The organism is Enterococcus sp. 1001283B150225_161107_E12 (genome assembly GCF_015556925.1).
In the GTDB taxonomy this organism is placed as follows: domain Bacteria; phylum Bacillota; class Bacilli; order Lactobacillales; family Enterococcaceae; genus Enterococcus_B; species Enterococcus_B mundtii.
The window spans coordinates 56,299-70,638 of sequence record NZ_JADNNI010000002.1 but is presented as its reverse complement, the minus strand read 5'-3'; the positions used below and the strand labels follow the sequence as shown (position 1 = coordinate 70,638).

15 protein-coding genes are annotated in these 14,340 nt (G+C 33.9%); 1 reads left to right on the top strand and 14 read right to left on the bottom strand.

Annotated elements, in window-relative coordinates:
- Positions 1 to 59: 59 nt before the first annotated feature.
- The 7 genes from I2F89_RS02195 to sstT all read right to left on the bottom strand — a co-directional run bounded on the left by I2F89_RS02195 (position 60) and on the right by sstT (position 6,723).
- The gene (locus I2F89_RS02195) at positions 60 to 704 is read right to left on the bottom strand and encodes a DUF998 domain-containing protein (RefSeq protein ID WP_195513334.1); all 645 of its coding nucleotides are present in this window, start codon (positions 702 to 704) and stop codon (positions 60 to 62) included.
- A gap of 191 nt (positions 705 to 895) precedes the next feature.
- Complete coding sequence (locus tag I2F89_RS02190; RefSeq protein WP_195513333.1) at positions 896 to 1,636, bottom strand: sugar isomerase domain-containing protein; 741 nt, start codon at positions 1,634 to 1,636, stop codon at positions 896 to 898.
- Positions 1,637 to 2,887, bottom strand: a complete 1,251-nt coding sequence (locus tag I2F89_RS02185; protein ID WP_142432892.1) for a PTS ascorbate transporter subunit IIC — start codon at positions 2,885 to 2,887, stop codon at positions 1,637 to 1,639.
- A 4-nt stretch (positions 2,888 to 2,891) separates the two neighbouring features.
- Positions 2,892 to 3,173, bottom strand: a complete 282-nt coding sequence (locus I2F89_RS02180) for a PTS sugar transporter subunit IIB (protein ID WP_023518991.1) — start codon at positions 3,171 to 3,173, stop codon at positions 2,892 to 2,894.
- Positions 3,174 to 3,187: 14 nt separating this feature from the next.
- On the bottom strand, positions 3,188 to 3,619 hold the full coding sequence (locus I2F89_RS02175) for a PTS sugar transporter subunit IIA (RefSeq protein WP_074799620.1): 432 nt from the start codon (positions 3,617 to 3,619) through the stop codon (positions 3,188 to 3,190).
- Positions 3,616 to 5,256 (bottom strand): BglG family transcription antiterminator, encoded by a 1,641-nt coding sequence (locus I2F89_RS02170; RefSeq protein ID WP_074799619.1) that lies wholly within the window; start codon positions 5,254 to 5,256, stop codon positions 3,616 to 3,618. Before I2F89_RS02170 ends, I2F89_RS02175 begins: the two co-directional genes overlap by 4 nt.
- 234 nt (positions 5,257 to 5,490) lie before the next feature.
- Positions 5,491 to 6,723: a serine/threonine transporter SstT gene (sstT, locus tag I2F89_RS02165; protein WP_071866175.1), complete on the bottom strand. Its 1,233-nt coding sequence runs from the start codon at positions 6,721 to 6,723 to the stop codon at positions 5,491 to 5,493.
- Positions 6,724 to 6,985: 262 nt separating this feature from the next.
- Here sstT and I2F89_RS02160 point away from each other — a divergent pair, with 262 nt between their 5' ends.
- A complete protein-coding gene (locus tag I2F89_RS02160; RefSeq protein ID WP_195513332.1) occupies positions 6,986 to 8,632 on the top strand; it encodes a 6-pyruvoyl-tetrahydropterin synthase-related protein in 1,647 nt (548 codons plus the stop codon).
- Positions 8,633 to 8,767: 135 nt separating this feature from the next.
- Here I2F89_RS02160 and I2F89_RS02155 read toward each other — a convergent pair whose 3' ends face one another.
- From I2F89_RS02155 to I2F89_RS02125, 7 genes are all read right to left on the bottom strand, one after another.
- On the bottom strand, positions 8,768 to 9,481 hold the full coding sequence (locus tag I2F89_RS02155) for a TIM44-like domain-containing protein (protein WP_071866173.1): 714 nt from the start codon (positions 9,479 to 9,481) through the stop codon (positions 8,768 to 8,770).
- Between the two features lie 314 nt (positions 9,482 to 9,795).
- The gene (locus I2F89_RS02150; RefSeq protein ID WP_229078026.1) at positions 9,796 to 10,464 is read right to left on the bottom strand and encodes a hypothetical protein; all 669 of its coding nucleotides are present in this window, start codon (positions 10,462 to 10,464) and stop codon (positions 9,796 to 9,798) included.
- Between the two features lie 207 nt (positions 10,465 to 10,671).
- On the bottom strand, positions 10,672 to 11,058 hold the full coding sequence (locus I2F89_RS02145) for a DUF4176 domain-containing protein (RefSeq protein WP_071866172.1): 387 nt from the start codon (positions 11,056 to 11,058) through the stop codon (positions 10,672 to 10,674).
- A gap of 639 nt (positions 11,059 to 11,697) precedes the next feature.
- On the bottom strand, positions 11,698 to 11,916 hold the full coding sequence (locus I2F89_RS15455; protein WP_229078025.1) for a hypothetical protein: 219 nt from the start codon (positions 11,914 to 11,916) through the stop codon (positions 11,698 to 11,700).
- A 9-nt stretch (positions 11,917 to 11,925) separates the two neighbouring features.
- Positions 11,926 to 12,651, bottom strand: a complete 726-nt coding sequence (locus tag I2F89_RS02135; RefSeq protein WP_071866169.1) for a hypothetical protein — start codon at positions 12,649 to 12,651, stop codon at positions 11,926 to 11,928.
- The gene (locus I2F89_RS02130) at positions 12,641 to 13,927 is read right to left on the bottom strand and encodes a hypothetical protein (RefSeq protein WP_195513331.1); all 1,287 of its coding nucleotides are present in this window, start codon (positions 13,925 to 13,927) and stop codon (positions 12,641 to 12,643) included. Before I2F89_RS02130 ends, I2F89_RS02135 begins: the two co-directional genes overlap by 11 nt.
- Positions 13,918 to 14,274: a hypothetical protein gene (locus tag I2F89_RS02125; RefSeq protein ID WP_195513330.1), complete on the bottom strand. Its 357-nt coding sequence runs from the start codon at positions 14,272 to 14,274 to the stop codon at positions 13,918 to 13,920. Before I2F89_RS02125 ends, I2F89_RS02130 begins: the two co-directional genes overlap by 10 nt.
- Between the last annotated feature and the right edge of the window lie 66 nt (positions 14,275 to 14,340).

Sequence of the window (14,340 nt, the reverse complement as noted above, 5' to 3'; positions counted from 1 at the left end):
CCTTCAGGAAGCTCGCTTATTCGATTGTTTAGAAATAACCATTTCACTCAACCAGATAGCTATATTGTCACTCGTTTTAGTTGGATGATACCTACTGATAGAAGCGTTATATAGTTGAAGAAGTAACTCAATCTTTGACAAAAACCTAATTTATCTAGTAGTGGAAGGTGATTCAACATAGGAATCCTTGCCAGTCCGTAAATCATCGCACTCAGTAGACTCAAGCTTATTAAGACGATATACATTCGACTGATTGGTTGATTCGCTTCTTTTCGATAGAGCAATAAAGCAAAAACCGGAAATAAAAGAAAGCCGCTATAACCTAAACTAGAACCAACATTATGTACCCACGTTGAGAAATCCCACGAAGTAGCTTGGGTGTTAAGACTAAACAATCCTGTAAAAAGGCAATCGCCTATCGCATAGAAACCTAGTGAAACAACCAACCATTTCGCTAAATGAGTAGATCCTTTTTCAAAGGAAGAATACAACGCAGGTAAGGATAAGATAAAAAAGATTCCCGAAAAAACAGAACAAACAAGAAAGAATGTTCTCACTGGACTTGTGACGTCACCGAACACACTGATCGGTAGCGTCAATTGATCTAAGCCTGGATAGAACAAGCCCAAAATATAAGGTGTCGAAAAATCACTCAACACTCCTAGAAATAAAAAATAAAGCCCATATCGTCGTAAAAAATCCATGTACTCCTCCAAAACACTTTTATTCTTATATACAGAATAACATTTTCAATTTAATTGCAAAACAAAAAATCCTATTGATTCTGTCACACTCAGTGAGTTAGGATCAAAGGATTTTTTGCTTTGACATAGCTTATTTACTATATTCTCAAAAAAGTTATCTTTTTAAAATCAATGGCTCACGACGCGCTAGTTTAAGTGAATGGATAATGAATGACCTCTTTGTACGTTTCAAATAATTCAGCATTCAATTGATCGCCACCATCTATATTGGCAGAATAGAAAATCGGTGGATGTTTCACTCCCTCAGAAATCAACTGTTCACAAACTTCTACAATGATCGTATTGAGAATGGACGCTCCAATCACCGTAGAAGAAGGCCCGACCTTTTGTGATAGACCTGTTAGTTCACAACACGCATCTCCGATATCGCCGTGGTTATCGATCACGATATCCGCAATTTCAAATAATCGTTTCCCTGATGAATGGCGACTAGTTACAGATTTCGAGTAGGATACATTTGTTAGTGCAATGATTTTTACTCCTTTTTCTTTTGCCACTTTAGCTAAATCAATAATGATCGGGTTTCTGCCAGATACTGAATGAAGAATCAATACATCATTTCCTTTAAAAGGAATCGTTCCGGCTATGGCCATTCCATAGCCTTCTAATCGCTCCATTTGACTCGTAAAGGTTACTGGATTTCGATCCAACATCACTTCTCGTCCAAATATTGCATTGATCGTCATCATTCCTCCAGCGCGGTAATACATTTCCTCTGCTAAAATACCCGCGTGGCTGGCGCCAAAAATATAGATCGAATGTTTTTGTAAATTTGCTTGCGTCAATAATTTAATTGCTTCTCCAATTGATTGCCTTTCTTTTTCTTCGACAATTGTTAATAGTTCTCTGATTTTATCCATGTAACGAAACATTTAAAACCCTCCAAACAAACTGCTGATTCCTCGTCCAATCATTCCCCACAATGACAAATCGTTTCCGCCAAAAATCAAGATCCAACTTTGGATCGTTGTACTGAAAATCATGGCAGAAAAACCAACTAAAGCAACCATTGCGACAGATGCTGCAATCGTTCCGATAACTGCCCCACGAAAACCGCCTTGGCCTTCACCAATGACTGCGGCTCCACCACATTCAAAGAAACTTGTAATGACCAATGGTACGATCAGTACACCAAATAACTGGAATGAATTTGCTAAGACAACTAAAATCGTTGAAGTGATCATCGCAACGATAAAACCAATAATGACCGCATTCGGACGATAGTTGAATAGAATCGGGACGTCAAAAGCAGGTTTCGCACCTGGTACCACTTTTTCAGCAATTCCTTGGAAAGCTGGAATAATTTGATTAATCAATAAACGAACACCATACAACATGATCAATAATCCGGCACCGAAATTCAACCCAGCTTCAATGGCAAACATAACAAGATTCCCACCTTCTGGAATCAAAACTGGTGCGATGATCCCAACTACCACATTCATAAGAAACATGACCAATGCTCCCGTGATCGAAATTTCTCGGAAAAATGAAAGGTTCTCTGGAACATTGATATCTTCTGTCGATTTTTCTTTATTTCCCACACGCTTTGCCACAAATCCTGAAATCAATGATAAGATCCCTGTCGGATGACCGATCAAGAAAGAATCATCACCGGTAGCATCCCAAACATATTTCCGCATGATCCATGGCATGAATGACCAATAGCAAGCAGACAATAATGCACTGATCCCAATCAGTAAAGCGTCAGTTAGACCAGCCTCTACTCCGGCAGCTACAAATACAAATGGGAACCACCACAGCATATGTCCAGTCAGAAAAATCGTTTTGACTGGTGTAAACCTAGCAATCAACAAATGGATGATCAATCCTAAGAACATGGCTAAACCGACTGTACCACCGTATTCTGCTGTAAAAGTCACATCAGATAACCCTTCAGTAACTTGCACACCTAATTGTGTCTGGACCGCCGTATTGATAGGAGCTATCGTCCCTACCAACATATTTACCCCAGCCGTTAACGCCACCATCCCAAAGGCTGCGGTCAAGGAACCTTTGATGATTTCTGAAAATGACTTTCGTTGGATGATCAAACCGATCATCGCGATCAGGGCTAAAAGAACAGGTGGATTTTTCAAAATATGATCGCTAATAAAATTCATCAGTCTAGCCCTCCTTGTTTGCTAAATATTGTTCTAATTGTGCTTTCACTTCATTTGTATCCATATATTTTTTGATTGGATAAACAGGCGCTTTGACCGAAGCTTTCAGTTCTGGTAGTAATTCATTACTAGTAAAATAAACATCTGCTTGAGTCGCTTTTGCTGAGGATAAATCAGTATTCTCTACTGTAGCTTTAAGACCTAACTCTTTGATCACCTTATCAATCGACATTTTTAAAACCATTGAACTTCCAACACCAAATCCACATACTGCTAAAATTTTCATTTTTTTCTTCCTCCTTAGGTTAGTAATTGGATTATTTTTTCCTTATTTCCCGATAAAATAGTTTGGTACTTCACTTCATCCATAAATATGGACATGATTTCTTGCAATTTCTCCAGATGGCTCTCACTATCTTTCGCAGCTAAGATCAAAAATATTTTCACCGCTTTTTCTTTCATATCTACTGCATTTTTTACGACTAAAAGGCTCATGCTTTGTTCATTCACTCCTACACCTGGTTTGGCGTGCATGAGGGCAAAATAGTCGGTTAAAACCATATATGGACCATGCTCTTCTACACTTTTGATCATATTATCCAAATAGGTATGCGCTATCATTTCACTTTTTAACAAAGGCTCACTTGCAATCTCAACGGCAGTCTCCCAATTTTCCACTGCATCGATTACTTGGATCTGCTCTTTTGCCAATAATGGATCAATTCTGCTCATTCTTTTACCTCCAACATTTTTGAGATGAACCAGTTTTTATCACCAATCCCTTGCATGATCAGTTTCATCACTGCTTCAACTTCTTTCACATCTTCTTCTCGGATCATCAATAATACGATGATATCTGCTTTTTGATTTCCCCAATTAACTGGTTTATCCGCTACTAATATCGCAATAGCAGTTTCTTCTACGAATAACGGATTACCATGAGGAATCACAAAACCGTTATCGAGATAGGTTGATTGGATTGCTTCTCGGTCAAAAACCGACTGGGTGTATTGTTCTTTTTTATAGTCATTTTTAAAGTTTTGCTGCTCAATCAGAAAATGGATTGCTTCTTCTTTTGACTCATAGTGACCAAAATAAATATTGGACGCAAGCAAGTGTTTTGTTTTTTCAGGCAATATCCGCCTTTCCTTCATATGCTCATGATCAATGACTAAATCGATATAATGATTCATGATTCGTTTCATATCACGACTAGTCACCATGGGCGAGATTCTGACGACAGGCTTTGATTGCTTGGGTATATCAACTGTAGAAATAATAAAATCAATTTCTGATAGATCCATGTAAGTCAACTTATCAATAGAGGCAGTTTCAATGCTGTCAATATCAGGTAAGATTCTTCGTATTTTGGCTGAAACAAATGAACTTGTTCCAATGCCATTCGGACAGACAAATAATAATTTGTTCAATCGTTTGATTCTCTCAATAGCAGCTTGAAAATGGATGGTGACAAACCCAACTTCATCCTCAGATAGATTCACTTCACTTGGCCAACAAAAATCTTTTAATGCAAACCATACAACCCCATAAATGGATGGATAATTTTGTTTGATTTCGTCAATCAATGGATTGACGATCGTTGTTTGCGCTTCAATTCGTAAAAGTAATTGATACAGATGTACTAGAAGATCTTCTTCTAAACGGTTATCTTGTGTTAAATCAATCTGGATACCTTCGCTAACCTTTTGGATCAATTGCCGAATTTTCCCACGAAAAGCAAAAGGAATATTCTCACTTTTCATAAAGAATTTCAAGCCACTTCCTACGATAATGTAAGTTAAATATTGGACCTCTTCTTGCGTGAACTGATAAATTTTCTGGTCTTCTAATTTTTTTAATAGTTCATACACAAGCGGGTACTTGTTGAACTCCAAGAAATATTTTCCATACTGATTCTTACCAATCAAATCTATTTTTTTACCCTCTTTTGAGCGTTGGACAATCAATAAAATTGAAATCACAATGCTTTTGAAATAACTCTCTGGAATCTCCATTTGTTTTTCGTTGATTCCTTGACGAAAAGCTTGCTCAATTCTTCTTAAAAGTTGCTGTTCTACCAGTTCTGCTACCACTTCTAGTTCATTGAAATGATTAAGGATGGTCCGCTTCAACACACGTTGGATTTGAATTTCATTTCCTTCAAAAAATGTTCCCGAACGATCAAATGTCAAATTCAATCCTTCTTTGGTAAAAATATCCTTCACATAAGAAAGATCATTGGCAATACTACTTCGTGAGACAAAGTATTCATCAGAAAGCTGTTGGTAACTTAAGTGCTCAAAATTCAACAGTCGATTGAGAATGGTTATTCTGCGCATTTTATTTTCCTGATAGTGCATAACTGTCATTTTCCATCACCTTCTATATTTACTATAATTTTTCTAACAACCGATTAGAAGACCAAATAAATCATTAGAAAATAATGAGATAGTCTGCACATTACTAATCGAAGTCTTTTTTTAGTATACTCAGAAACAACTAAATAATTCTACTCGCAGTAAAAGACATGAAAAAAGCCAACAGACGATTGCTGTGGGCTTAAAAAAAATGTACTTTGAAATGATGGTAGAAAGATTCCTCTATTACAATTCACTCAAACGACTTTTGATCGAAACAGCCTCGCCATTTCTTTTTCTAGCACCTAATTCACCAATTGCGGTAAATAGTAAGTCACTGGAAGAATTCAGCGCTGTTTCAACTGAGTCTTGGATGACCCCAATAATAAACCCAATTCCTACCACTTGCATCGCAATATCATTTGAGATGCCAAATAAACTACAAGCCAAAGGAATCAACAGTAATGAACCACCAGCTACTCCAGATGCACCACAAGCAGCTAAAGCCGCCAAGATGCTTAAAATCAATTTTAAGCCAAAAGAAGCTTCGATACCTAACGCTTGAACAGTCGTTAACGTCATCACTGTGATCGTCACTGCAGCTCCCCCCATATTGATCGTTGCTCCTAATGGAATCGAAATGGCATAAGATTCTTTTGTTAATTTCAGTTTTTCTGCCAACATCATGTTGATCGGAATGTTCGCCGCAGAACTACGAGTAAAGAAGGCAGAGATTGCACTTTCTTTTAAACAAAAGAAAATCAATGGATAGGGATTTTCTTTGATGAACAAAAAAGTAAGTAATGGATAGATGACCAAAGCAACAAAGAGCATCGTACCTACTAACACAAGAACTAATTGGAGATACTCGGTCAGTCCAGAAAGACCTGTTGTGGCAATCGATTCATAGACTAATCCCAAAATACCGATCGGAGCGAAAGAAATAATCAATTGGACCACCTGTGACAATGCGACTGAAATCTGATCGATAACTTCTTTCGTTGCTTCTGTACGTGTCCGCAATGCCAACCCTAATAATACAGCCCAAAATAACACACCTAAATAATTAGAATCAATAATTGCTTGAATCGGATTTTGAGTGACATTGGTCAACATCGTAGATAAAACAGTCCCTATATTTTGAGGTGCTTGTTCCGAAGCTGTTTCTTGTAGCGTGATCGGCACTGTAAAAATCGAGCTAGTGATCACCGCAACAAAAGCTGCTAAAAAAGTTCCGCTTAGATACAATCCTAAAATCGGCTTTACAAATGTTTCATTCCCCATTTTGTGTTTCGCAATCGAAGCAGCAGTTAAGAAAAACACTAACAGCGGCGCAATCGCTTTTAAACAACTAACAAACAACGTTCCTAATAAAGCAATAAATCCCCAGGTCGGTAAAAAAATACCTAATATTATACCAATTAAAATACCACAACCAATACGTTGAACTAACGACATGTCCAAGAATTTCTCTAACAAACAACCACCCCTTTATAGTTTAACAACCATTCTAACATCTTCATGAGAGAAACAAAAGAGTAATTTTCAGAAAATTCTTATTATTTATCTTTTTAGTAATTACTTATTTTTATAATTAAGTTTTATCTAATCGTGCAATCTTACGCTTTATTATTTAGATTTATTAAAGGAACAAACTTTAAAAGTAGTTTATAAAATAACCAATATATGTTATAATATTATTAAATGTTTTTAGTAATAGATGAAAAAAAAGGAGAAAAAGATGAAAAAGAATAAATATCAATTAATAGATATCATGTTTATACTTTGCTTAAGTATGATGTATGTACTACCTTTATTTTTGACACATGGAATCTTACATAACTCGTCTCAAGACACATATTTTCATTTGTCACGCCTTGTAGGTTTAGATAATGTATGGGATTCTCCAGTCAATTTTAATAATTTTGCCCATCATGGTACTATGATAAACGTTTTCTACCCTTGGTTAACTTTTTACCCGGCTAGTTTTTTCTTTAAAATTACAGGTAATCTTGTATTGAGTTATAATTTATACTATTTTTTCATAACATTTTTAACAATGTTAATAGCTTACTTCTCAATGAATAAATTAAAAAGAAACAGATACATCGCTCTACTATTTTCTATCATATACACATTTGCAGGCTATCGCGCAATTGATATCTTTTTTAGAGCCTCACTAGGAGAAGCAGTTGCTTTAACCTTTTTACCTCTAATATTGGTTGGTTGTTATGAAATATATGTGGGCGATTATAGCAAGTGGTATTGGCTTACTATTGGTATGACTTTAGTAGTCTATACACATTTACTATCGGTAGCAATGGTTACAGGCTTTATAGCTATCACCATAATTTTATCTTTTTATTTTTGGAATAATAAAATGTCTAGATTATTAAGCTTGTTAAAAGCAACTACAGTGACCTTTTTATTAAGTGCGGCTTTTTTAATTCCATTTATTCAGCAATCTAGCGCACAAGAACTCAAAGTACCTCAAGGAAGAGAATTAATCGGGATGGCTCCTAGTGATATGCTCTCTCATATTTTAAATAATAATTATAAAAACTTTACGATCGGATTACTTATTTTTATTGGAATATTAGTAACTTGTACTTTTATAAAAAAATTGCAAATATTTGATAAATTTATTTATGCTATGGGTATAATCACACTTTTCTGTTCTACTAGTTTATTCCCTTGGCAGTTACTTAACAGTACTCCCATAAAGAATCTTCAATTTGTCTGGAGATTAAATGGCTTCACTTCTTTGTTTTTAGCTTATACAATAAGTATCTTAATCTATTATAATTTATATAATAAAAAAAATATGATAAAAATCATCAGTGTTACTCTAATTGGGATTACCCTTCATTTTTCTGGGATAATTAATCTAGTAGCGAATAATGACTCATTAACTCGCATCGAACCTGAAAATGCTATTTCTGCTGCCGAGAACTACCAGCATACTGATTATGCAAATAAAGAATCAATAAAATATCCAGATGTGATTAACAATCATAAATACTTCCTTAATAATGAGGAAATAAAACCCGAGACTTCTTTTACTAATAGTAAATATACAATTAAAGTTGATAATAAAAATAATGAAAAATCAGTTTTCACAACATCTCTTTACCATTATGATGGACAAATCGCAACAGTGAATAACACTCCAGTTGAAACTTCTTTATCTTCAATAGGTACAACTGAGTTAGTCATCCCACCCGGTAAAAACACAATTGTGATTACTTATACCTATACAAATCTCGCTATTTTCGCAAGATATCTCTCTCTAATTTCATTGATGATTTTCCTGATTTTTCTCTTATATAATTCCTATAAGACTAAGTTAGGATCCCATTATACTCATATCACGAATGACATTTTTTAGTTATTTAATCATGATAGAGAATCATCTATTTCAATAACTATAAAAAGAGGACTGAAGCATCTTATTGATTCTTCAATCCTCTTTTTTGTCATCTTATTTTATATGGTTGATCATTTATCCTCTAAAGACACGCTATCAATCTAAAAATATCGGTTGAATAAAATCTGCTTGCCAAATTTTGTCTTTTTCAGAGTAGTTGAAATACCATACTTGCGAAAAATAAAGCCTTTCCCGCTTATCTCCTGAAATCAACTGCTGGTTCTTTCGATCGACTAAGTAATCGAAACAACTAAAATCGATTCGAATAGAGAAACTAGTATCATTGATTTGTCGGTAGTTAGCCAATTCTTGAATGGCTATTTTCGTTGTATGATTTCTTACACCGTCATCTTTATTTTTTTGTAACACTTGCTGATGTTCTTCAAATAATCTTGAAGTATAACAATTTTTTGCTTTTTCAGGAGCCTCTTCTTCCCAAGATTTTTGTATTGCATAAAAGATTCTGTTGATCTCAGAAAGCAATTTTTTCTTTTCACGCTTTGTTCCAGGCATTCTTGATAACAAATCATTGATATCCATATTGTGCGTTTTCTTTTTTTTAAATAAAGAAAAAACAAATATACTTCCTAATGATAAGCCAACAAAGAGAAAATCTTCTGATGTACTGTTACTATTAGTCGTCCGACTCCTCCGATAATAGGAATTGGAACCTCCCCCTATCGAACCGCCACCAGAGCCCCCACCGGTTGAACCACCACCATGCCCACCTGCTACGGCAAAAGTTTGAACGGGCGTAAAAAACAAAAAAGCCATGATCAATAGACAAATCACTTGATAAGTTTTCTTCATCTGAACCCTCTTTCTCAATCCCCCACGATGATACCTTATCAAATAATTATTACAAGATTCCTATGGAACAATGAATGATTTCCTAATTTTCTTTATTTGGTAGGATTTCTTGATAGATTCTCAAAGATACAGCACCTATGCTCCTAAATGCTTAGAGGTGGACTAAAAAATACATACACATTCAACAGAAACTTAAATTTTGGTAGTCATATTATTTCTTTTCACACATTCATCTTTTGTTTATCCTCATAATCGATTAGAATAATGGGTTCAAAATATACAATCATTTCAATTGATAATCTTTTATGTAATTTTCATCTTTTTTCAATTTGATATTTAGAAGATGCATCTGGAACTTCTCTAAAATTTGATATGATTTTTCCAAATATTAATGAAATTGTAGGTGATACTAATGAAACAAAAATAACTTTCCAAAAGTCACCTGATAAGATTGCCGATATAAATAGGTAACCTACAAACATACCATATACACATGATAAAAAATTACTCAGAAATACATAAATTTTTGACCTTTTATTTTCAACAAGTACTAACTGTACAATTGTCGTATCTTTAACGATTTCTTTCACTTTCTTATTGTTATGTAATAGTCGACAGGTCGATATTATTCCATATGTACTAAGAACACTACCAATCAATAGAGCTAAATATATTGATTCAAGATAGCCCAAAAATATAAGAAAAGGACTAATTACAAAAACTCCGAAAATCCCATAAGATTCAGGAACATAAAATTGTATTTCAGGTATTTTTTTACCTTCAAAAATTTCTGCTGATCCAGTTACTTTATATGCAGCCCAACTTTTTTTCGGAGCGTTGTCGTAAAAGGTACTAAACGGAAAAAAGTTTCTCAGCCTCATTAACTTAAAATAATCAACAATGTACAATCCATCATTTAATTCCAGTAAATAATATCTGCCATTAATTCTTTTAATCTCTTGGGCACAGTTGTTTCCTATCATCTAAAGCCTCCTTCAAGTTTCTCAGTTGATTCTGGAAAATTTAGCACTATAAGCTATTACTTAATTAGTTTCAAAACAGTTCTATAGTATTTTATTTCTGTGATTTTTTCATAAAAAACCAACCAAAACGATCTTCCTCCTCATCTTTAAATTGTATTTGATGGGCTTAATAATCCTTGCTAGCATTCTCATTAACTCAATATAAAATTAAAAACCAAATGTTTCTCCTTCCAATAAAGATTTTTTTCCTAAATCCCCGTATTCTTTTTTCTTAGAAGTATGTTTTAGATCAATAACTTTACCTTTAGGGATATCCAAATTATTTTGCTTCCATTCTTCTAAGGCTGTTAAAACTGTTTTTTCATTTTCACTTATATATCCTTGATATAAAATTTCTCGAATGTCCTCGTTATTAAAATACGCTATTTCTTCAATATTATTTAAACCAGTTAGTTGATTTACTGCAGCATAATCTAAGTAATAAATTTCCTCTTGCATCTTCAAAATCGGTTGTCGCGCAACAATTAGTAATGGCATAATTCCTTCTTTCATGTACACAACACTACCCAAAGGCAATAAGTTAGTTTGTTCCATATGTATTCTCCATTCTAGTTATTATAGCTGTTGCTATTAGTAGGCTCAATCTCTGTATTTCCGACTTCTATTCCATAAGAAATTTAATACAAAAAAAGGATATACATATTTACCGATCATCTTTATCAAATATTATTTTATATTTCACTTTTTTTGTTGAATATATTTTGCCATTATATATAGTACTCACAAGAATAAACACTGTAAGAAAAAATAATAATCTTTCTTGTATCAAAAAAGGAAGCACTAGCGTAAATATGCCATAAAATATAAGCAATCCTATCCCTACTATTAATACCTTTACGCAATGAATCATCTTCATTCTTCTCACCACCACTTTAAATTTTTTTGTGTAATGATCAATGGAGTAATTGCATATCCCTTACCTATAAGCTTTAAAGAACTACCTCTTTTTTCTAATTCCATTTTTAATCTATTTTTTCTCCAATAAGAGACAACAGAAAGACAAACGACTAATGTTAACCAGAAGAATAATAAATTGATGATTCCTTCCAACATATCTATTGGCAAATTACTTTTGCCCCAAAGCCAATTCTGTGGAATAAAGTCCCTCACTAAGTTACTTAAAGGAAGTCCAATGGCTACTCCTAAATAACTTTTTTCTGATTTTTTCTTGATTTACTTCTCCATTTCTAAACCAGAAATACTGGGTTCACTCAAAGAAATACTGGCTTGATAGATCTTTCTATTAACCCTATATTGCTTTAAACCTACCATGAAATTGTTTTGTCTTATTAAATATTCTTCATTATTATCTGAAATCAATAGACACCAACCTGGAATTACTCTTTTTTTATCAAAGCATAAATTTCTAATCTCACCATCTTCTATTTCCATATCATTTACTCAAGATACACTTTCTAACATTATATATTTCACATCATTATTAACGAACCAAACTTTACCATTGAACAAAAAAATTTTAACTATATAAAAACTCAACAAACTTAGCAATCTTGCTTGTACTAAAAAAGGTATTATAAACAAAAAAATGATTGTAAAACAAATAATCAAAGCTAGACCAACTAGATTATTTATTGTCCATACTTTTTTTGTATATTTAGAATTATTAATCAGATTTATCTTTCCTAAAAAACTTACATCAAAATCATTATTCATCATTTTAAAAAGAAAATTTCTTTTTCTAAAGAAAGAACAAAAGTACAAGCAAACTATTATAGTTAGCCAAAAAAACAATAGATTTTTTATACCTATAGAAAAATTAAAAGATTGATCAGAATTATCCCATAACCATTCAACTGGAACTATTTTTCTTATTATTGGATATAATACTAAAGCAACCGCACTACCTATGTAATTACTGTTCGATTTTTTCTTATAATCTTTCTCTATCTCTTTACAGTCTACAGAAAAACTCATTAAAGAAGTATTAGATTTATATATTTCTCTCTTCAGATGATAGTTGCCCAACCTTAACAAATTTGAATTCTGTCGAACAACAAATTCTTCATTGTTTTCTGTTACTAATAACAACCATCCGCGAATAATTTTATTTTTTTGAAATGCAATATTATATATTTTCCCACCAATAATTTTACGGCTATATTCCATCTAATAGGCCTCCAATAAAACCGCTCACCCCTTCAGTGAAATCACCCCATCCAGATACTACTGCTTGTCCCACACTATCTTCAAAATCTCTAACAAATTTAAATTTTTCTCTTAAAATATCATTCGCAATACCTACACCTATACCTACAGCTATAGAACCTACTATACCAATACTTACAGGAGCAGAAATTAGTCCAACTGCAGCTAATGCTCCCGTACTAAGCTTTATACCACTTACTACTCCTGCACTAGCTAATCCTGTAATTATTCCTTTTCCCAAAGCCTCTTCAGCACTATCACCTGAAACTATATCTATCCCTACACCAATTAATAATCCTGCTCCTTCTGTTATTGCCTTACCTCCATATTTAAATACTCCTTTTATTGTATTATCAGCCGATTCTCTTGCAGCTAGAGTGGCTCCAGGAACTTCTCCCAAAATCTTTCCGTCTGGTAATTCTAATGAATATCGGTTTTTCCAGATATAGTCGGAAGCATTTTGACCATGCTGTATTCCTTTTTGTATAAATAGTTTCTCTGTTTTCTCACTAGCCAGAGCACCCCCTGTTGTTTGAAGTACTGAAATAACTTCATCATAATTTTCTATATCTATTTGATCAGAAGTAAACCACTTTTTATTTATTCCCTCGGGTAACAAATATGAACCATCTGTCCTCACTCGCGTATTCTTTAACACTAATACACCTTGCATCGCCAGTTTTAGTTCATCCAAACTATGATTGAATAATCCACTAGTTTGAGTATTGAAATTATGTATTTTTTTTAGTTTATTTTGTAATTGATCAATATCTTGTTGAAAGCTTTCTGACATACGATCTAGATCTCGTTGGACATTTAGTAATGTTTCGAGAATGCCGACGAACGGATTACTTTGTGCTTGGGACTGGACAAAAGCAGAAGTCGTGTCTACTGATGCTTTAATAACTCGTGTCGTCGCCAGTTGCTGGTTCAGTTTGTTCTCATCCAAGTATCCTTCCATTGCTACAATCTGATCCGCGACTTTATACCTTTGTAGCTCCTGTTCAATTTTTTCAATCGCATTCGTTGTTCGTGTAATTGTCGGAATGATCAATTCACTAAATAATCCTTTTCCTGCTGTATATGCTGCACCAGACAATTCGTTTCCGTTAACAGCTGATACGACTTTTTGACTTCCTCTCTTTAGTTGATTGATCGTTTCTTTACTACTGGCTAAGTTCTTCTTTAACGCTGACATAAATTCTGATGATTCCCCACTCACATAAACTAATCCCACTCAAATGTTCTCCTTTCTGCAAACAACTCTTCTCTTTCTACTTCTAATCCTTGTAAAGTTTTCCTGTACGAAAAATCAAGTTCTTCATGTGCCTGATGAAATTGTTGTTGAAATGTTTGTTGCTTTGCTTCATACTCCTTATGCATCCAAATCGCATTGGCCATGCCTTGTTGGATATCTTCATGATTCACTTCAGATAATTGGCGAAAACCTCTTTGAAGTTCTTTTTCTAATTGAAGGAGCTGGTTTTCTAACCTACGTTTTCCATTTGCTAATTCGTCTTGTTGGTGTTCCACTTTCCAAATTTCTTTTTGATTCTCATAGATCATTTCATTGTCTATTGACATTCATTCACCTTCTTAGATATTTGATGGTTGATTTCTTACAACATTCTTTTTCCTAAACGATAGCTT